The sequence below is a fragment of the Phaeovibrio sulfidiphilus genome (assembly GCF_014861485.1).
GTDB lineage: Bacteria > Pseudomonadota > Alphaproteobacteria > Rhodospirillales > Rhodospirillaceae > Phaeovibrio > Phaeovibrio sulfidiphilus.
Map to the genome: position 1 here is coordinate 176787 of NZ_JACZHT010000001.1, position 17677 is coordinate 194463.

Below are 17677 nucleotides of genomic sequence, written 5' to 3' on the forward strand. Positions count from 1 at the left end.
CACCGGCCGCCGCCGGCACCTGCCGCCGCCCCTGCCTGCGAACCCCCGAAAACGGACCCTGTCATGAGCAGCAACGCCGAACTCCACACCCTCAAACAGCGCACGGACAACTATGCCTATGTGCTCCGCTGCCGGGAAACAGGCCTTTGCGCGGTCATCGACGCCAGCGAGCCCGACAGCGTTCTGGAGCTTCTCGCCCGGATTGACGGGCGCCTCTCCCTCATCTTGAACACCCATCACCACCCGGACCACACCGCCGCCAACCCGGAGCTGGTCGCCCGGACGGGGGCACCGGTCCTGGCCGCCCCATGGAGCGGGCACGCCGGCTCCGGCCCGGACATCACCCTGAAGGACGGAGACCCCATCATTCTGGGCCGCCTCCGGGGCACGGTCCTGGCGACGCCGGGGCACACCCTTTCGGACCTGTGCTTCTGGTTCGAGGCGGACCGGCTCCTGTTCACCGGCGACACCCTGTTCTCCATGGGCTGCGGGCGCCTGTTCGAGGGCACGGCCCGGCAGATGTGGGCCAGCCTCACCCGCCTGCGGGCCCTGCCCGCGGACACCCTGGTCCTGTGCGGACACGACTACACGCTGGGGAACATCGCCTTCGCCCGGAGCCTGGATCCGCACAACGCCGCCCTTCTGGAGTGGGAGGCCACCGTGCGGGCCCGGAAGGCGGTCGGCGCCCTGCCGCCCCACCCGACCCTGGGGCTGGAGGCGCGGGCGAACCCGTTCCTGCGGGCCGACGACCCGGATATCCAGAAGAGCTTGGACATGCCCGGGGCCGATCCCTCGGACGTCTTTGCGGAAATCCGCCGCAGGAAGGACCACTTCACCGCCTGAGGCATCCGGGGCTCGCCACCGTCCTGCCCGCGTTAACATGCCGGGGTCATGCGCGGTCCGCCCCGCCGGACCGACCCCGGGGGTTACAGGGGGCAGCGTGCTCCAGCCCGGGAGCGGCGCCTGACCTGTCCTGACCCCAAGAAACCGGGCACGAAAAAGCCCGGCTCCCCCGTCGCGGGCGGAAACCGGGCTCATCCGAAAACACGAAAGAAACGGGAAAGGGCCTACAGGCCAGCCTGGCGGAGAATACGGCGCAGATCCTCGAGCTCGCGCAGGGTCTGCCCCAGCTCGGCACGCTGGTGCTCGGTCAGCGTCAGGACGGGAGCCCCGCCCTCGGCGGACCCCGCACGCCCGGAGGCCGGAGCCGCGTCGTCGTCGGCCGGATCATCGGCGGCCGCGTCACCGCGCCCGTCGTCCGCACCGGAATCATCGGTCCCGACATCGCCGGAGCCGGACAGGGCACCGGGCTCGCCGGTGGAGAACAGAACGCCCAGAGCGTCGGACGGCTCTCCGCGCCCGGCCCCGCGATGGGAGTGGGGCGGCATCTCAAGGGGAGCATCGACCACCACACCCCCCGGCAGCAGATCCGACTCGCCGGTCTCCCTGTCGACAGCAAGGGTGAACCCGGCGTCGGCGTCGAGGTCGGCGGCGTCACCATCGCCCCCGTCCGCAGCGCCCGCATCGTCCCCGGACGCATCGGAGTCGGCATCGCCGTCCTCGAACGCGGTGGAGTAGGCTACGAAAATGCCCTGGTCCCCGAGATCCACGTCGCCCGCGTCCCCAGAGCCTGACGCCGGATCCCGCGCGCTGTCCCGGGCCAGCAGGGCCTTGAGACCGTTCTCGCGCAGGAACTTCTGGGCGCCGCGAATGGTGTAACCGTCGTTGTAGAGAAGATCCCGGATGGCCTCCAGCAGGCGCACATCCTCGGGCCGGTAATAGCGCCGGCCGCCGCCGCGCTTCATGGGCCGGATCTGCGTGAACCGGGTTTCCCAGAACCGCAGGACGTGCTGGGGCACCCCCAGATCTGCGGAGACTTCACTGATGGTGCGGAAAGCAGCCTCGGACTTCCCGGAGCGGCCTGCCGAACCCTCGCCAGGTACATGATTCATGGAATTGTTGTCATCGGCCATGGATTTACGTCATGGTTCCCCGGACCGGTTCCGCATTGACCCGGGCCTTCAGAAGCTGGGAGGGGCGGAAGACCAGCACCCTCCGGGACGAGATGGGAACCTCCTGCCCGGTCTTGGGGTTGCGGCCCACCCGCTCGCCCTTGTCCCGGACAGAGAAGCTGCCGAAACTGGACAGCTTGACGGACTCGCCGCGCACCAGCGCCTGGGACATCTCCTCCAGGACCATTTCCAGAAGATCGGCGGATTCGTTTCTGGACAGACCGACCTCCTGGTAAACCGCCTCGCTCAACTGTGCTCGCGTAATCGTTCGTTCGCTCATCGACAGGCTCCCGATCCAAGAGACAGACAAATCCACTATTTGGTCCCCAATCTTGAATCAAGGGTATCCCAAGCAGAGAAAGCCGTCAATATCAGAGCGTTGCAGAAAGCAGCGAAAGCACTGTCTTAGAGTTGCAGTCAACCGGTGTCAAATAGGGGCTCCGCCTCAGAGCCGGACCAGCGCCCCACCCCAGGTCAGACCGCCGCCCATGGCCTCCAGAAGCACCAGCTGTCCGGGCTTCACAAGGCCCGAGGCCATGCCGTCCGCAAGGGCCAGAGGCACCGAGGCCGCCGAGGTGTTGGCGTGGCGGTCGATGGTGCAGATCACCTGGGACATGTCGAGTCCCAGCCGCTTGACCGTACCCTCGATGATGCGCAGGTTGGCCTGGTGCGGAACCACCCAGTCCACGTCCTGGGCCGTCAGGCCGTTGGCCTTGAGGGTCTCGAGAAGCACGTCATGCAGGTTCACCACCGCGTGCCGGAAGACCTCCTTGCCCAGCATGCGGACCGAGCCCGCCGTCCGGGTCATGGAGACCCCGCCATCCGTGTTCAGGATGTCGTTGTAGCGGCCGTCGGCGTGGAGATGCACGGAGATCACACCCGGATCCTCCAGCCCGCCACGGGACTCCCGGGCCTGAAGCACAACGGCCCCGGCACCGTCGCCGAACAGCACGGCCGTGGTCCGGTCCTCGAAGTCCAGAATGCGCGAGAGGGTTTCCGCCCCGATCACCAGGGCATTCTTCGCCATGCCGTTGCGCAGCATGGAATCCGCCGCGCCCAGGGCGTACAGGAAACCGGAGCACACGGCCTGAACGTCAAACGCCGGCGAGCCGGGAACGGCGCCAAGGGCGGCCTGCACACGGGTGGCAACGGCGGGGAAGGTGCGGTCCGGCGTGGTGGTGCCGACGATCACCAGATCAATCTCGGAGGCATCAAGACCGGCGTTCGCCAGCGCCTGGCGGGAGGCCTCGATGGCCAGATCCGACGTGTACTGGCCCTCGGCGGCAAAGTACCGCTGGCGGATGCCGGTGCGCTCGACAATCCAGTCGTCCGATGTCTCCATGATCTGCTCAAGGTCTTTGTTGGTGACCTTTTTTTCCGGCAGGTAGCCTCCGCATCCGAGGACAACAGAGCGAATCATGGCGACGTCTCCGATTTACAGGACAGATAGGGGAGCGGGGGCCGTTCAGCCCGCGACAGCGCGCGAGGCCCCTTTTCCGGGCAGGGAGAGTTTCTCGATTTCGGACCGGATCAGGTCATTGATCCCCTGGGAGATCATGTCCTGGGCCACGGACACGGCGCAGGCGAAGCCGAACGCATCGGTCCCGCCGTGGCTCTTGACCGCGACGCCGTTCAGTCCGAGAAGCATGGCGCCGTTGTAGCGGCGCGGATCCACCCGGGACTTCAGCCGGTTCAGGGCCGGCCGCGACAGAAGATAGCCCAGCTTGGCCAGCCAGGAGCTGCCATAGGCCTGGCGCAGGAAATGGCTGTAAAGCTTGGTCGTGCCCTCAAGGGTCTTCAGCATCACGTTGCCCGTGAAGCCGTCGGTGACGATGACGTCCACCGTTCCCTTGGACAGGTCATCACCCTCCACAAAGCCGTGGAAGTTGATGGGGAGGGGGCTGTTTTTCAGGGTATCGGCGGCCTCGCGCTCGGAATCCGTCCCCTTGCCCTCTTCCGAGCCCAGGTTCATGATCCCGACCAGCGGCTTCTCGAGGCCGAGAACCGTGCGGGCGAAGGCATCGCCCATGATGGCGAATTCCACCAGGTTGTTGGCGTCGCATTCCGAGTTCGCGCCAAGATCCAGCACCACGTTGTCGCCGCGCTGGGTCGGAACGATGGTCGCGATGGCCGGACGGTCGATTCCCGGCAGGGTCCGCAGCACAAGCTTGGACATGGCCATGAACGCGCCCGTGTTCCCGGCGGAGACCACTCCGGCCGCGTCGCCGTTCTTCACCGCCTGGATCGCCAGCCAGAGGCTGGATTTCCGACCGGAGCGCACGGCCACGGAGGGCTTCGCGTCCCCCGCCACCACATCCTCGGTGGGAACCATGGTGCAGGCGGCCTTCAGCTTCGGGTGCTTCTCCAGAAGAGGAACAACCCGGGCCTCATCTCCGAACACGAGGAAACGGGTGTCCGGATGACGGTCACAGGCAATGGCAAGGCCATCAATGACCATCTCCGGGGCGTCGTCGCCGCCCATGGCATCGACCGCGATCACGGTCTGATTTTTCAAGGATGCGACTCCCGCGGACGTCATTGCAGCTTGCCTCGCGCAACAAAAGGAACACCGGCTCCGCGCTACGGGCGCGAAGCCGCCGGTTACAGATCAGTGTGGGACTGATCAGGCTGCGGAGTCCCTGACCTCCACCTCGCGGCCGTCATAGTAGCCGCAAGCGGGGCAAACGTGGTGCGGGCGCTTCATCTCGCCGCACTCCTTGCACTCGCCGACGGTGGCCGGGGTGAGCGCGTGGTGGGACCGGCGCATGTTGCGCTTGGACTTGGAAGTTTTCTTTTTGGGTACAGCCATGGTTCTGTCTCGTCTAAATGGGTCGGGGCCGGAATCGCCCCTACGGGCCCGGCGAGCGGGATTGTTTAGCGAAAACCGCGCCTCCCCGCAAGGGGCAATCCTGCAAGGCCGTGAGAGAGTCCGGAATTAATATCGTTCCTTTAGCGGCAAACAACCAGTCCCTACTCGTCGGACCAGTGAAATTCCGCATCCGGAGCGCGCGGATAGGGATCGATTCGCAGGGAAAGCTCTTCGGTCAGAAGGAGACCGGCATCGATCGTACCGTTCTCCATGGGGTCGGGCTCGTCGTCGTCAAAGGCGTCGAACTCGATCTCGCCGGGGCGCTCCCGGCGGACCGGGGCGTCAGAGGCCCCGTCCAGAAACACCCGGAAGAAGCTCTCGTCAAGGGTCGTGTGGACCGGAGCCCCCGTCAGGGAGCACAGCTGGGTGTACACCGCGGCCAGTTGCCCGGACACACGGACCCGCCGGCCCCGGGCGCCCACGGGCTCCAGAAGAAGGCGGGCCTCCAGGCTCTCCAGGGTCTCGAGTCCCAGAAACCGGGCCAGATCCGCGCACTCCTGCCCGGTCGCCCGGATGGTCACCCGGCGGCCCGAGGCCGGAAGGGTGAGCACCTCCAGAGGATGGGAGAACGAACACTCACCGCTCACGAGGCGACTCCGCTCTCGGCGGCAACCGACGGGGGCACGACCGTCACGGACGCGCTGTCCTCCCCGGTCTCCGCCGCCGCGAAGACCTGGCGGCCCTCGAGGAAGTCATCCTCCGGCAGCACCTTCAGGCGCTCCTCCTGGCGGATGATGTAGCCGGCCATGGCCGCCACCTGGTCTGCAGAGACCTCGGTGTTGCGATAAAGGTTCTCGCGCAGGGCCTGGACCAGCGCCGGAGTCCCCTCCCGCAGGCCCATCTCGTAGGAGTAGGCCCGGCCGTAGAACGCCCGCAGCATCTTGCGGGTTTCCCGGGTGATAGCGGTTTCCTGAATCCCAATGCGACGGATGTTGTGCTTCAGATCCTTCTCCATCAGGTCGAACAGGTACTGGGCCAGACGGGGAAGCGGAGCCTTGCGAGTCGGGCGGTCACCCGGCGCGAACGAGGACAGGCGCCGCAGCAGCAGCGCCATGTGAATGACCAGCATGTCATAGCGCCCGTCCAGGGTGTCGGGAACCCCGAGGCGCTCGTAGAAGAAGGGGGAGCGGGCCTGCGCAACCACCACCTTGTACAGTACGGCGGCTTTCCTTTTATAATCCCGACGTTGCCGCATGGCCGAAACCACGTTAAGTCCCGAGATTATCGAGTTGATCCCCATGAACTGAAATCCTGAGCACATGATGCGAGGCGAACGGGCCTCTGGCGAACACTTTGGCGGCAGAATGGCGCAGAGCGAACGCAGAAGCAAGGCTCCGCATGGACTCCGGGCCGCTTTTTGCCCGAAGCGCCCCTTTAAACGCATAACGAGATGAGATAGACTCCCAGGAACGCGTCTCGAACGAAAACAGGAACAGCCGCCCGATGTCTGACTCTTCCCTCGGAACCCATCGCCTGCGGGCCCGGGTGCGGAGCCCCCTTGCGGGCGCTGCCGCGGCCCTCGCCCTGACCCTGTCGGGGTGCGCAAACGAGATCGACGCCCGGGGCAACCTGCCCAGCGAGACCTCGGTCCAGCAGGTCCAGCCCGGCGTGCACACCCGCGCGGACGTGCAGGCGCTGCTGGGAACACCGTCGGCAACCGCGCTCTATGACAGCGCCGTGTGGTACTACATCAGCTCCCACACCACCCAGTACGCCTTCCTGAAGCCCGAGGAACTGGACCGCCAGGTCCTGATCGTCGAGTTCGACCGGGCGGGCGTGGTCTCGGACGTCATCCGCATTTTCAAGGAGGACGGCGAGGAGGTGAGCATCTCGGCCCGGGAGACCCCGGCCCGCGGCACCGAGCAGAACGTCATTCAGGAGTTCTTCGGGAACCTGGGACGCTTCACGCCCTCCAAGGTCGGGCGCTGAGGCGGCGCAACGGATCCGGGGAAACCCGGGAACGCCTCCCGGAGAATGGGCGGACGGCGCGGACAGACGGCGGGCCCGGCCGCGCAGGCCTGGCGGCGCGGACAGACGGCGGGCCGACCGCAGCCCCTGGCAGCACGGACAGACGGCGGGCCCGGCCGCGCAGGCCACGCGCTTCTCACAGACCACCGCATCCCCACCTTGGGCCCGGCGACGCGGGCAAGCGGCGGACCGGACCGAGCCCTGGCGACGCGGGTCACGCGCTTCTCACAGACCACCGCACAGGCCCGGCGGGCGCACCTCTCCCTTCCCATAACCAACGCACCCCCTTCCGGACCGGACAGGGGGCCTTGCTCGTGTGAGCGGCGAACCGCCACCCCATGACAGGGCGTCGCCCGCACAGGCCCCCGACAGAAACCGCCGGGGGGGGGCTCCATCCCGCGGAGGCGCCGCCCCGGATCAACCGGGGACAACGTGCCGGCGGAACGGGCACCTCCCGGGCACGCCGCCGGGAGTCCCCCTCCCGCCCCTCAGCTGAAGGCCTGAAGACCGGTCTGGGCCCGCCCCAGGATCAGGGCGTGGACGTCGTGGGTGCCCTCGTAGGTGTTGGTGGTTTCCAGGTTCTGGGCATGGCGCATGACGTGGTAGCCAATCTGGATCCCGTTGCCCCCGTGCATGTCCCGGGCCATGCGGGCGATGTCCAGCGCCCTGCCGCAGTTGTTGCGCTTGATGAGCGAGATCATCTCCGGCGCCATGCGTCCCGCATCCAGGAGGCGCCCGACCTGAAGGGCCCCGAACAGACCCAGGGCGATGTCCGTCTGCATGTCGGCCAGCTTCTTCTGGAACAGCTGGGTGGCGGCCAGAGGGCGCCCGAACTGGACCCGGTCCAGCCCGTACTGGCGGGCCCGGTGCCAGCAGTCCTCGGCGGCGCCCATGACGCCCCAGGCGATACCGTAGCGCGCCCGGTTCAGGCACTCGAACGGGCCGCGCAGCCCCTCCACGTTGGGCAGAAGGGCGGACTGGGGGACAAACACGTCCTCCATGACCACCTCGCCGGTCACCGACGCCCGCAGCGACAGCTTGCCCTCGATCTTCGGGGCGGACAGGCCCTTCATGCCCTTTTCCAGGATGAAGCCCCGGATGCGCCCGCCGTGGGCCTCGGACTTGGCCCAGACCACAAACACGTCCGCGAACGGTGCGTTGGAAATCCAGGTCTTGTTTCCGTTGAGGACGTAGCCGCCGTCCACCGCCTTCGCCCGGGTGCGCATGGAGCCGGGATCGGAGCCCGCGTCCGGCTCGGTCAGGCCGAAGCAGCCGATCCACTCGCCGGAGGCCAGGCGCGGCAGGTAGGTGCGGCGCTGCTCCTCGCTTCCGAAGGCGTGGATCGGGAACATGACCAGGGAGGACTGGACGCTCATCATGGAGCGGTAGCCCGAGTCCACCCGCTCGATCTCCCGCGCAACGAGACCGTAGGCCACATACGAGGCCCCGGCGGCGCCGTACTCCTCCGGCAGGGTCACACCCAGAAGGCCCGCCTCCCCCATGAGCCGGAACAGCTCCCGGTCTGAGCGTTCCTCCAGATAGTCCTGCTCCACCCGGGGCAGGAGAACACCCCGGGCAAACGCCGCGGCGCTGTCCCGGATCATCCGGTCCGTCTCTCCCAGCTCTCCGGACAGCAGCAGGGGGTCGTCCCAGACAAAGGCCTCCTTCTGCGCACCTGTTTCTGCCGTCATTCCTCTCTCCCTCACTGGTCTGCGATTTGGGGGCCCGCCCGTGCCCGCGCGCACCTCTGAGCGGTGCGAACACCCGGCACGGACCGGCCTCCGGCTTCTCCACACCGCCCTGCGCCCGGGGCCTCACGCCCCGGTCAGGGCAGCTCACGCCGCTCAGCGCACCGCGCCGCCCAGAACGTCTCGGCCGATCTTCACCCGCTGGATCTCCGAGGTGCCCTCGTACAGGCGATAGATCCGCACGTCCCTGTAGTGACGCTCGGCGGCGTAGTCCGCGATGTAGCCCGCGCCGCCGTGGATCTGCACGTTCCGGTCCGCAACCCGGCCCACCATTTCCGAGCAGAACAGCTTGCACGCCGCCGCCCGGGTGCTGATGTCCTCGCCCGCGTCCCGAGCCCGGGCCGTGTCCAGGACCATGCAGCGGGCGGTGTAGGCATCGGTGTAGGAATCGGCGATCATGGCCTGGACCAGCTGGAACTCGCCGATGGGCTTGCCGAACTGAATCCGCTCATTGGCGTAGGCGGCGCTTTCGTCCAGGATCCGCTCGGCAAAGCCGGTGCAGGACGCGGAAATCGCCAGCCGCCCGCGGTCCAGCACCTTCATGGCGGTGCGGTAACCGACCCCCTCCTGGAGCCCGATGATGTTCTCGGCCGGAACCGGGCAGTCCTCGAAGATCACATCCGCGACGTGGGCGCCCTGCTGGCCCATCTTGCGCTCGGGCTTGCCGATGGACAGGCCCGGTGTGTTCCGCTCCACCAGGAAGGCGGACACGCCGCCGGCGCGCGGGTTGGTGGGATCGGTCCGGGCCATCACGGTGAACAGGCCCGCGGTCGGCGCGTTGGTGATGTAGCGCTTGGTGCCGTTGAGGATGTACACATCCCCCTCCCGGCGCGCCGTGGTCCGGACCGAGGCCGCATCCGAGCCGACCCCCGGCTCGGTGAGGGCAAACGAGCCCACGATCTCCCCCGAGGCCAGACCCGGCAGGAAGCGCTGCTTCTGCTCCTCGGTCCCGTCGATCAGAATAGCCTGGGAGCCGATGCCAACGTTGGTCCCGATCAGGGACCGGAACACCGGCGAGGCCCGCCCCAGGGCCATCATCACATGGCACTCGTCCTCCATGGACAGGCCCATGCCGCCGTACTCCTCGGGAATGGAGAGGCCAAAGAGCCCCATCTCCCGCATGATATCCGCAATCTCCCGGGGGATGGCATCCTCCCGGGCCACCCGGTCCTCGGCCGGGATGAGGGTTTCGTTCACCAGGCGCAGCACCGTGTCCACAAGGGCCGTGCGTGTTTCCAGATCGAGAGCCATGAGTGTTGTTCTCCCTGATTCGTGTTTTTTGTTGTGTTGTGTTTGTGTGGCGGGCGGGCGGGCGGCCGGGGAGACCGCCCGGGGCGCGCCTGCGCACCCGGACAGCCCCCTGCCCGACACCGTCCCCCCCGGGATTTCAGGCGCGTGCGGGTTCCACGACCGCCTCCGGCTCCGGCTCGCCGACAAGCTTCCGGGGATCGTGCAGGCGGTTCCCGATGAACAGGAGCGGGATCACCGCGGTCACCAGGAAGGCCCCGCCCATGACCACAAAGCCCAGACCAATCGAGCCGTTCGTGGCCAGGTACCCGATCAGGAGCGGAGCGACCACGCCCCCCACCCGCCCGGAGTTGTAGGCCGCGCCGACAGCCGAGCCCCGGAATTCGGTCCGGAAGCTCTCGGACATGTACGTCCCGAGGACACCGAACGGCACCCCGTACAGGAACCCGAAAGCCACCATCAGCCACAGGATGTTGTCCGGCGTGTTCCAGTAGACGATGGCGGGCAGGCAGATGGCCGTCCCCAGGGCCCCCAGCACGTAGACCGCCCGGCGCCCCAGGATATCTCCGCCAATTCCGGCCAGAACCTTGCCGAAGATCATGGCGCTGTAGGCCCCGATCATGTAGCTGGTCATGGACTTGAAGTTCACCCCCAGCTCTTTCTCGAGATAGCTGGGCATCCAGTTGTTCACGCCGTAGTAGCCGAACTGGAGCGCCGTCAGCGCGAGAATCCAGGCCAGGAGGATCATCCGGGCTTTCCGGTCCGCAAAGATGGCGTAGAAGGTGTTCTTGCGCACGACGGCGTCCACGCGGGCGGAGCGGGCCCGGCGGGCCGCATGCCAGGTCTCCGGCTCGGGCACAAGAAAGCGCATGACCGCCGCCAGAGCCACGGGCGCGATGGCCACGAAGAACATCCAGCGCCAGCCGTAGTCCGGAATGATCCAGCGCGCCATGAACGTGGCCACGATGTAGCCGAACGTGAAGCCGGTCTGGAGCGTGCCCAGAATCGTGGTCCGGTATTTTCCGGACACGTACTCGCTCATCAGGACGGTGGCGGCGATGTAGATCGTCCCCAGCCCCAGCGAGGACAGGAAACGCAGGATCGCAAACTCCCAGTAGCTCTGCGTGAACCCGAGGACCGCTGTCCCGACGGAAAAGATCATCGTTGACCACACGATGGTCCGCACCCGCCCGAAGCGGTCGCAGCACCAGCCGCCGATGATGCCCCCAATTCCCATGCCGGCCAGGGTAAAGCTGGCCAGGCTCCCTTTCTCTGTGGGTGTCAGACCGAACTCCGCCTCCAGGCTGTTCAGGCTGAAGGACAGGATCATCAGATCCGCGCCATCCACGAGCAGGACCAGAAACGCGAAGATAAATGCGTAGACCTGGACACTGCGTTTTGGAACCCACTCTCCACTTCTCAGGTTCTCGTTCATCTCTTTTTCCCCTTGTTCCCTGTTTTCATGGCATTGTTCTGCCGTTTTTTTTATTCGGGATTTTTTTAGAACGCTGTGTCAGAGGGCCTCCGTCCCTCCCCAGAGCGCAGTCGCCGTCATGGCAGGGGCGCCGTTTTCCTCTGCCGTCCAGAGCGAGAGCCCGCCCCCCTCGGCCTCCTGCGCCTGAAGAAGCGCCGGAGCATCATCAAAGAGCGGGGCTCCGCTGCGGAAATCGAACCGGGTCGGGGGGGCACCCCTCAACCGCTCGGCAAAATGAAAGAGCAGGCACGCCTGGAGCGGCCCGTGAACCACAAGGGACCGGTAGCCCTCGACCTCGCGCGCGTAGGCCAGGTCGTAGTGGATCCGGTGGCTGTTGAAGGTGATGGCGGAGAACCGGAACAGAAGAACCGGCGAGAGCTCCACCCGCTCCCGGTACACCCCGACCGGGACACTCTGGCGGGCGCTGCCCCCGCTCACAGGGCAGCCGTTCCCGGTGCACGCCCCCGGAACACCGCCCCCCGGCGAGCCCCCCCGGGGACCGGGAGCGTCCGCGGGCCGGGGAGCCTCCCGGTAGACCAGATCCTGGCGCTCGCTCACCACCGGTCGCCCGTCCACCGTCAGATCATGCTGGACGGTGACGAAGCACAGGGGCCCCGAGCGCCCCTCCCGTGCCTGCACGTCGGCAATGCGGGAGCGCCGGACCACCGTGTCACCGATCCGGATCACCCCGGTGCGCACGACCGATCCCCCGGCCCACATGCGCCTGGGCAGCGGAACCGGAGGCAGGAACCCGCCCTTCGGAGGGTGCCCGTCCGCGGACAGCGCCCGGGTCGGGGCGTCCGGCGTCATCAGGCAGAAATGGATCAACCCCGGCGCCGGAGCACCCGCATCCAGAGCTTCGTCGTCCGCCACCGGAAGAGGCAGGTCCAGGGTCGCGCAGTAGTGCCGGACCCGGTCAGCCGTCAGGGTCTCGCGGGAGACCTCCTCACGGCCAATCCAGGACCGCAGCGCCTCCATCCGCTCCCCGGGGGCGCTCATGGAACGCACTCCCCGGGATCGGCGGCGGCCTTCACCCTGGGCTGGACCAGGGCCCGGACCGCGGCGGTCGACTCCCCCAGCGCGGGGACCGGACCGTAGCGCCGCTTCTGGCCGGAAAACCGGGGGGCGGGAGACGGCAGCGACACCGGCCCCACCTCGGTCTCCACGGCGATGCGCTGAAGCTCCGGGTGCGCGGACAGCCCGGCCATGTCGTTCAGCACGCCGTAGGCGATGTCGTGCCGGTTGAGAAGGGCCTGCGCCTCCTCGAAGGACAGGGCGCCGATGCTCGCGGCCACCCGCTCATCGGTCTCGATCCGGTTCTCGACCCGGGCCACGTTGGAACAAAAGCGCGGATCGCGGATGAGGGCGCTGTCTCCCAGAATGTGGGTGCAGAAGACCGCCCACTCCCGCTCGTTCTGGATGGACAGAAGGATCGGGCGCCCCTCCCGGGTCCGGAACACCCCGTAAGGCGCGATGGACGGATGGGACAGGCCCATCCGCAGGGGCGGTGTGCCGGCCTCCCAGTTCAGAAGCGGCACACTCATCCACTCTGCCATGACATCGAAGAGGGAGATGGACAGGCTCTCCCCCACTCCGGTGCGCTGCCTCTGGAGAAGGGCCTCCAGGATGGCGGCATGCGCCGTGACACCGGTGGCCACATCCACAACCGACATGCCCGCCCGTCCGGGAGCCTCGGGCCCTCCGGTCACCGAGCACAGCCCGCTCTCCGCCTGGATCAGGAGATCATAGGCCTTGCGGTCCCGGAAGGCCCCCGCCTCCCGGTAGCCCGTGATGGCACACCGGATCAGACGGGGGTTGAGATCCTGCAGGCGCGTGTCCGCAAACCCCATGCGCGCAAGCGCGCCGGGCCGGAGGTTGTGAACAAACACATCGGCCTTTTTCAGAAGGCCCTCGAACACGGCCAGGTCTGCCGGAGCCGTCAGGTCCAGGACCACCGACTCCTTCCCCCGGTTGATCCACACGAAGTAGCTGGACAGACCGTTCGCGGCCGCGTCGTAGCCCCGGGCGAAATCTCCGCCCGGGCGCTCGATCTTGATCACGCGGGCCCCCGCGTCCGCAAGGCGTGCCGTGCACAGGGGCGCCGACACGGCCTGCTCCAGGGCCACGACCAGGATGCCATTCAGGGGCAGCGGGGCAGCCCGCTCAGGACACATGCTCATGGCCACCCCTCCCCCTGTCGGCTTTCCCGTCAGCCATTACCGCTGTCCTGAAGGGCCTTGAGACGCCCCTCCACCTTGGCCTGTCGCTCCAGCACCGCCCGCGCGGCCGCCTCAACCGCGGTATCGACCATGCTGCCGTCCACGCCCCGGGCGCCCGCGCTGTCGGAGGCGAGGGCGCGCTTGGCCGCCTCGAGCTCGTCGGAGGACGGAGCGAACCCGCGAAGGGTGGGGGCCACCTGGGACGGGTGGATCAGAAGCCGTCCGCCGAAGCCCAGATCGCGGGCGTACCGGGCGTCATCCTCCACACTGGCCGGATCCGTGTACGACAGGGTGATCCCGTCGATGGGGGCCGGCTTCCCGGCCAGAACGGCCGCCAGGACCACCTCGCAGCGGGCGTGCAGGAGAGCCTCCCGCCCGGCGGACGACCCGACCGACAGGGCGTAGTCCAGCCCGCCGAAAATCAGCTCGTCCGAGACCTCGGCAATCTCGCGGATGTCCGCCAGAGCCTCGACGGTCTCGATCAGGGAGATCACGGGAATGTCGCTCCCCAGGCGGGAGCGCAGGGTCACGATCTCCTCCTTGCGCTGGATCTTGGGCAGGACAACGCCCGAGATCGGCAGCCGGGCGACCGCGTCCACGTCCGCGCCGTACCACGGGCTGCCGCGCCCGTTGATGCGGATCCAGACCGGCCCCCGGGGCGCCTGCCCGGAGAGGGCCTGGACCGCTGCCTGCCGGGCCGCGTCCTTCTGGCTGGAATCGATGGCGTCCTCCAGATCGATCAGGACCACGTCGGCCCCCGAGCTGGCCGCCCGCGCGTAGCGGTCCGGGCGGGAGGCCGGAACAAAAAGCGGAAGGAAAGGAACTGTGGTACGGGAATACGTCATGTTTCTATCTCCGTTTCAGATCAGTTGTGCCTGCGCATGGGAAAGAACCACCTGATCGCGCTCCACACTCGAGACGCGCACAGCCCCACTTTTCCAGATTTCGAAGCGCAGGGTCTCACCCGGAAAAACCGGTGCGGAAAAGCGGGCCTGAAACCCTCTCAGCCGGGCGGCATCGCCGTCGGCCAAGGCAAAAAGAACTTCAGAGCAGGCCATACCGAACGTGCACAGGCCGTGCAGGATCGGGCCGTCAAATCCCGCCCGGGCGGCCACCTCCGGGTCGGCATGGAGCGGGTTGGAATCCCCGTTCATCCGGTACAAAAGCGCCTGTTCGGGGCGCACGGCGTTCTCCGTGACCCGGTCCGGCTCCCCCTCGGGCAGGGGCAGCGCGGGGCGCACGGTCCCCGACGGACCCGCATAGCCCCCGTCGCGACGCAGAAGCACGGTGCGGTCCACCGTGGCCAGAAGGCGGCCGCTTTCGGCGCACCGGACCTCCTTGCGGGTGTAGATGAAGGCGCCCCGGTCCGGGCCCCGGTCCACCACATCCTGGATGCGGGTGGTCGAGCGCACGGTCCCGGAGGCCGGCAGGGGCGCATGCAGGGTGAAGCCCTCGGCGGCGTGAAGAACGCCGGTGGCATCCACGGTGGTCTCGGGGTTGGCCAGCCAGAACCCGGGGTGCCCCAGGTCCACGCAGTAGGAGGGCAGGACCGACGGCCCCCGGCCCTCGTACACGTAATCCAGCTCGCGCTCGTAACGGCCCCGGCCCACACCCACCGAAAGGGCGTAGAACATGGCATCCCTGGGGGTCCAGGTCTGGACCACCTCCGGGATCGGGAACGCCATCAGTGCCTTGTAGTCCATGGGTCTCACTCCCCCGTGCAGCCGCAGGAGGCCCCGCCGTGACCCCCATGGTGGCCGCCGTGGTGGCCGTGGTGGCCGTCCCCATGCCCGCCCTCGTGGCCGGCCCCGTGGCAGCACCCGTGGCCGCCGTGGTGGCTGTCCCCATGCCCGCCCTCGTGGCTGTCCCCGTGGCAGCACCCGTGGCCGCTGGCGTGCCCGTGCCCGTCACCGTGGCCGTGGCCGTGGCCATCACCGTGCCCGTGCCCGCAGCACTGCGCCGTGGACACGATCAGGGCATCCAGCCCCAGAACCCCGCTGGCCGAGGCCCGCAGCGGATTGATCTCCACGCTGTCGAGCGACGGTCCGGCGCAGGCCGCAAACCGCGAGAACGCCACCACCGCCTCCACCAGCGCCTCCCGGTTCACCGGAGCCTGGCCCCGGGCCCCCTCCAGCAGCGCACGGCCCCGCAGCGAGTCCAGCATCTCGATGGCCTCGCGCCGGTGCACCGGAGCCTTCCGGATGGCCACATCGTCCAGCACCTCGGTGAAGATGCCGCCGATGCCCACAAGGACCACCATGCCGAACACGGGATCGCGCCGGGCCCCGAGGATGCAGTCCACACCGTCGGGAACCATGGGGCTGACCAGAATACCGTCGATACGGGCCTCCGGGCAGGTCCGGGCCACCGTTTCGAAAATCCCCTCCGCGGCGGCCCCGGCATCCGGGGGCAGAACGTTCAGGCGCACGCCGCCCACGTCCGTCTTGTGAAGGATGTCCGGGGAGGCAATCTTGAGCGCGACCGGCCCGCCCAGGTGCTCGGCGGCCCGGGCCACCGCCGCGGCGTCCGGCGCCAGGATGTCCTCGACCATGGGAATGCCCGCCCGGGCCAGAACCGCCTTGGCCTGGTGTTCGGACAGGGGGCCCTCGGGCAGGGTCTCCCGGTGCTCGGGGCAGTCAAAGGGAGCGGGATCCTCGCGGCGGAACGCCTCCCCCAGACGCATCATGGAGGCCATGGCCCGCACCGCCCGGGTGGGATCCTGAAACACCGGATGCCCCTTGAGACGGGCGAGCTCCTCCAGCCGGTCCGAGGGGATGCCCGCCTGGAAAACCAGCTTGTCCGGATAGTCGGCGATGCCCTTCTCCAGGTTGTGCACGATCTTGTCGAGCACCGCCGGCGTGGTTCCCGCCGTGGACCAGTAGGCAATGGCCGCATCGCAGGTGCCGTCCAGGAACAGGCCCCGGGCCGCGCTGTACACGATATCGGGCTCGTTCAGGATGTGGGCGGTCACGTCCAGAGGGTTGCGCATGGAGCCCATGGGGTTGTCGGCGGACAGCTCCGCCTGGCGGGCCTCGGGAAGCGCGGGCACCTCGATGCCCTCGTCCTCCGCCCAGTCCGCCATCAGAACCCCGGCCCCGCCGGAAATCGAGATGATCCCCAGCCGCCGGCCGGCCGGATAAATCCGGGGAATGGCCGCCTTGGCCACGTCGATCATGTGCTCGGTGGAGTGGACCCGGACAGCCCCGTACTGGGCCAGGATGGCCTCCAGGACCGCGTCCTCGCCGGTCAGGGACGCGGTGTGCGAGACGGCGGCGCTCGCCCCCACCTCGGAGCGTCCGACCTTCATGAACAGAACCGGCTTTCCGGCACGCCGCGCCGCATCAAGGGCGCTGATGAGGGCCGCGCCGTTGCGGATGCCCTCGGCATAGACGCCGATGACCTCGGTCAGGGGATCGTCAACCGCCATGCGGATCACCCGGGAGGTATCGATGTCGCACTCGTTGCCCGTGGTGAAGATCATGCCGGGCCGCGCACCCCCGGCCAGCGCCGCAAGATAGGTGTGCACCCCGTAGGAGCCGGACTGGCTCACGATGGTGAGGCCGCCCGGGGCCTCGGGCTGCTCCCGGCCCGCGCCCGAGAAGGTGGCGGTGAACCCGTTGCGGCAGTTGATCAGGCCCAGGCAGTTGGGCCCGATGATCCGGATCCCCGAAAGGCGCGCCGCCGCCATCAGGTCGTCCTGGAGACGCTGCCCCTCCGGCCCGGTTTCCGCAAAGCCGCCCGCATAGATCAGGGCGGCCCGGACCCCCTTGAGCCCCGCGTCCCGGATCACATCGGGCACGCTGGCGGCGGGAACGGACACGATGGCCATGTCCACCTCGCCGTCCACATCCAGGATCGAGGGCACGGCCGGCAGCCCCTGGACCGTGGAGGTTCGGGCGTTGACGGGCAGAAGCTCGCCCTCGAAGCCGTTTGCGAGGCAGTAGGCGAGAGCCCGCCCGCCGATCCGGACCGGATCGTCCGAGGCTCCGATGAAGGCGACGCGACGCGGTGCCGTTATGGCCTGGAACAGCGTGAGTTCGGGCGATTGGTAGGTCATCATCGGTCTCCCTGATGGCCCCGTTTTTCGGGGCGCCTTCGTTCCCTGTATCCCGGGAGGAAGGATGGCCTCCCGGGTATTA

Annotated in this window: 17 protein-coding genes; 2 read left to right on the forward strand and 15 right to left on the reverse strand. The window is 68.0% G+C overall.

Going from position 1 to position 17677, the window contains the following annotated elements:
- The first annotated feature begins 63 nt into the window (after window positions 1–63).
- Window positions 64–843 carry a hydroxyacylglutathione hydrolase gene (gloB, locus tag IHV25_RS00760; protein ID WP_192533062.1) on the forward strand — a complete coding sequence of 260 codons (780 nt, stop codon included), beginning with the start codon at window positions 64–66 and terminating at the stop codon, window positions 841–843.
- A gap of 224 nt (window positions 844–1067) precedes the next feature.
- Here the strand turns inward: gloB and IHV25_RS10690 are convergent, their stop codons facing one another.
- From IHV25_RS10690 to IHV25_RS00795, 7 genes are all read right to left on the reverse strand, one after another.
- Window positions 1068–1952 (reverse strand): MerR family transcriptional regulator, encoded by an 885-nt coding sequence (locus IHV25_RS10690; RefSeq protein ID WP_420825404.1) that lies wholly within the window; start codon window positions 1950–1952, stop codon window positions 1068–1070.
- 25 nt (window positions 1953–1977) lie between these two features.
- A complete protein-coding gene (ihfA, locus tag IHV25_RS00770) occupies window positions 1978–2292 on the reverse strand; it encodes an integration host factor subunit alpha (RefSeq protein WP_192533063.1) in 315 nt (104 codons plus the stop codon).
- A gap of 165 nt (window positions 2293–2457) precedes the next feature.
- Window positions 2458–3432, reverse strand: coding sequence for a beta-ketoacyl-ACP synthase III (locus tag IHV25_RS00775; protein WP_192533064.1), 975 nt, complete (start codon window positions 3430–3432; stop codon window positions 2458–2460).
- Between the two features lie 45 nt (window positions 3433–3477).
- A complete protein-coding gene (gene plsX, locus IHV25_RS00780) occupies window positions 3478–4527 on the reverse strand; it encodes a phosphate acyltransferase PlsX (protein WP_420825405.1) in 1050 nt (349 codons plus the stop codon).
- Between the two features lie 108 nt (window positions 4528–4635).
- Window positions 4636–4821 carry a 50S ribosomal protein L32 gene (rpmF, locus tag IHV25_RS00785; protein WP_192533066.1) on the reverse strand — a complete coding sequence of 62 codons (186 nt, stop codon included), beginning with the start codon at window positions 4819–4821 and terminating at the stop codon, window positions 4636–4638.
- Window positions 4822–4982: 161 nt separating this feature from the next.
- Window positions 4983–5468 (reverse strand): YceD family protein, encoded by a 486-nt coding sequence (locus tag IHV25_RS00790; protein ID WP_192533067.1) that lies wholly within the window; start codon window positions 5466–5468, stop codon window positions 4983–4985.
- Window positions 5465–6121: a ubiquinol-cytochrome C chaperone family protein gene (locus IHV25_RS00795; protein ID WP_192533068.1), complete on the reverse strand. Its 657-nt coding sequence runs from the start codon at window positions 6119–6121 to the stop codon at window positions 5465–5467. Before IHV25_RS00795 ends, IHV25_RS00790 begins: the two co-directional genes overlap by 4 nt.
- Window positions 6122–6324: 203 nt before the next feature.
- Here IHV25_RS00795 and IHV25_RS00800 point away from each other — a divergent pair, with 203 nt between their 5' ends.
- Window positions 6325–6810: an outer membrane protein assembly factor BamE gene (locus IHV25_RS00800; RefSeq protein WP_192533069.1), complete on the forward strand. Its 486-nt coding sequence runs from the start codon at window positions 6325–6327 to the stop codon at window positions 6808–6810.
- A 527-nt stretch (window positions 6811–7337) separates the two neighbouring features.
- Here IHV25_RS00800 and IHV25_RS00805 read toward each other — a convergent pair.
- From IHV25_RS00805 to IHV25_RS00840, 8 genes are all read right to left on the reverse strand, one after another.
- Window positions 7338–8540 carry an acyl-CoA dehydrogenase gene (locus IHV25_RS00805; RefSeq protein ID WP_192533070.1) on the reverse strand — a complete coding sequence of 401 codons (1203 nt, stop codon included), beginning with the start codon at window positions 8538–8540 and terminating at the stop codon, window positions 7338–7340.
- A gap of 153 nt (window positions 8541–8693) precedes the next feature.
- Window positions 8694–9848 (reverse strand): acyl-CoA dehydrogenase family protein, encoded by a 1155-nt coding sequence (locus tag IHV25_RS00810; protein WP_192533071.1) that lies wholly within the window; start codon window positions 9846–9848, stop codon window positions 8694–8696.
- Between the two features lie 136 nt (window positions 9849–9984).
- Window positions 9985–11280: an MFS transporter gene (locus IHV25_RS00815; RefSeq protein ID WP_192533072.1), complete on the reverse strand. Its 1296-nt coding sequence runs from the start codon at window positions 11278–11280 to the stop codon at window positions 9985–9987.
- A 78-nt stretch (window positions 11281–11358) separates the two neighbouring features.
- Window positions 11359–12318 (reverse strand): HTD2 family dehydratase, encoded by a 960-nt coding sequence (locus tag IHV25_RS00820; RefSeq protein ID WP_192533073.1) that lies wholly within the window; start codon window positions 12316–12318, stop codon window positions 11359–11361.
- The gene (locus IHV25_RS00825; RefSeq protein ID WP_242018723.1) at window positions 12315–13499 is read right to left on the reverse strand and encodes a CaiB/BaiF CoA transferase family protein; all 1185 of its coding nucleotides are present in this window, start codon (window positions 13497–13499) and stop codon (window positions 12315–12317) included. The genes IHV25_RS00820 and IHV25_RS00825 overlap by 4 nt, the downstream gene beginning before the upstream one ends.
- A gap of 29 nt (window positions 13500–13528) precedes the next feature.
- Window positions 13529–14383, reverse strand: coding sequence for an HpcH/HpaI aldolase/citrate lyase family protein (locus tag IHV25_RS00830; protein ID WP_192533074.1), 855 nt, complete (start codon window positions 14381–14383; stop codon window positions 13529–13531).
- 15 nt (window positions 14384–14398) lie between these two features.
- Window positions 14399–15241: a MaoC family dehydratase gene (locus tag IHV25_RS00835; protein ID WP_192533075.1), complete on the reverse strand. Its 843-nt coding sequence runs from the start codon at window positions 15239–15241 to the stop codon at window positions 14399–14401.
- 5 nt (window positions 15242–15246) lie between these two features.
- On the reverse strand, window positions 15247–17598 hold the full coding sequence (locus tag IHV25_RS00840; protein WP_192533076.1) for an acetate--CoA ligase family protein: 2352 nt from the start codon (window positions 17596–17598) through the stop codon (window positions 15247–15249).
- Window positions 17599–17677: the final 79 nt, after the last annotated feature.

What these genes read in the sequence shown, in the direction of transcription:
- gloB (WP_192533062.1), top strand. Translation starts at nt 64, where the DNA reads ATGAGCAGCAACGCCGAACTCCACACCCTCAAACAGCGCACGGACAAC.
- IHV25_RS10690 (WP_420825404.1), bottom strand. Translation starts at nt 1,952, where the DNA reads ATGAATCATGTACCTGGCGAGGGTTCGGCAGGCCGCTCCGGGAAGTCC.
- ihfA (WP_192533063.1), bottom strand. Translation starts at nt 2,292, where the DNA reads ATGAGCGAACGAACGATTACGCGAGCACAGTTGAGCGAGGCGGTTTAC.
- IHV25_RS00775 (WP_192533064.1), bottom strand. Translation starts at nt 3,432, where the DNA reads ATGATTCGCTCTGTTGTCCTCGGATGCGGAGGCTACCTGCCGGAAAAA.
- rpmF (WP_192533066.1), bottom strand. Translation starts at nt 4,821, where the DNA reads ATGGCTGTACCCAAAAAGAAAACTTCCAAGTCCAAGCGCAACATGCGC.
- IHV25_RS00795 (WP_192533068.1), bottom strand. Translation starts at nt 6,121, where the DNA reads ATGGGGATCAACTCGATAATCTCGGGACTTAACGTGGTTTCGGCCATG.
- IHV25_RS00800 (WP_192533069.1), top strand. Translation starts at nt 6,325, where the DNA reads ATGTCTGACTCTTCCCTCGGAACCCATCGCCTGCGGGCCCGGGTGCGG.
- IHV25_RS00805 (WP_192533070.1), bottom strand. Translation starts at nt 8,540, where the DNA reads ATGACGGCAGAAACAGGTGCGCAGAAGGAGGCCTTTGTCTGGGACGAC.
- IHV25_RS00810 (WP_192533071.1), bottom strand. Translation starts at nt 9,848, where the DNA reads ATGGCTCTCGATCTGGAAACACGCACGGCCCTTGTGGACACGGTGCTG.
- IHV25_RS00815 (WP_192533072.1), bottom strand. Translation starts at nt 11,280, where the DNA reads ATGAACGAGAACCTGAGAAGTGGAGAGTGGGTTCCAAAACGCAGTGTC.
- IHV25_RS00820 (WP_192533073.1), bottom strand. Translation starts at nt 12,318, where the DNA reads ATGAGCGCCCCCGGGGAGCGGATGGAGGCGCTGCGGTCCTGGATTGGC.
- IHV25_RS00825 (WP_242018723.1), bottom strand. Translation starts at nt 13,499, where the DNA reads ATGAGCATGTGTCCTGAGCGGGCTGCCCCGCTGCCCCTGAATGGCATC.
- IHV25_RS00830 (WP_192533074.1), bottom strand. Translation starts at nt 14,383, where the DNA reads ATGACGTATTCCCGTACCACAGTTCCTTTCCTTCCGCTTTTTGTTCCG.
- IHV25_RS00835 (WP_192533075.1), bottom strand. Translation starts at nt 15,241, where the DNA reads ATGGACTACAAGGCACTGATGGCGTTCCCGATCCCGGAGGTGGTCCAG.
- IHV25_RS00840 (WP_192533076.1), bottom strand. Translation starts at nt 17,598, where the DNA reads ATGATGACCTACCAATCGCCCGAACTCACGCTGTTCCAGGCCATAACG.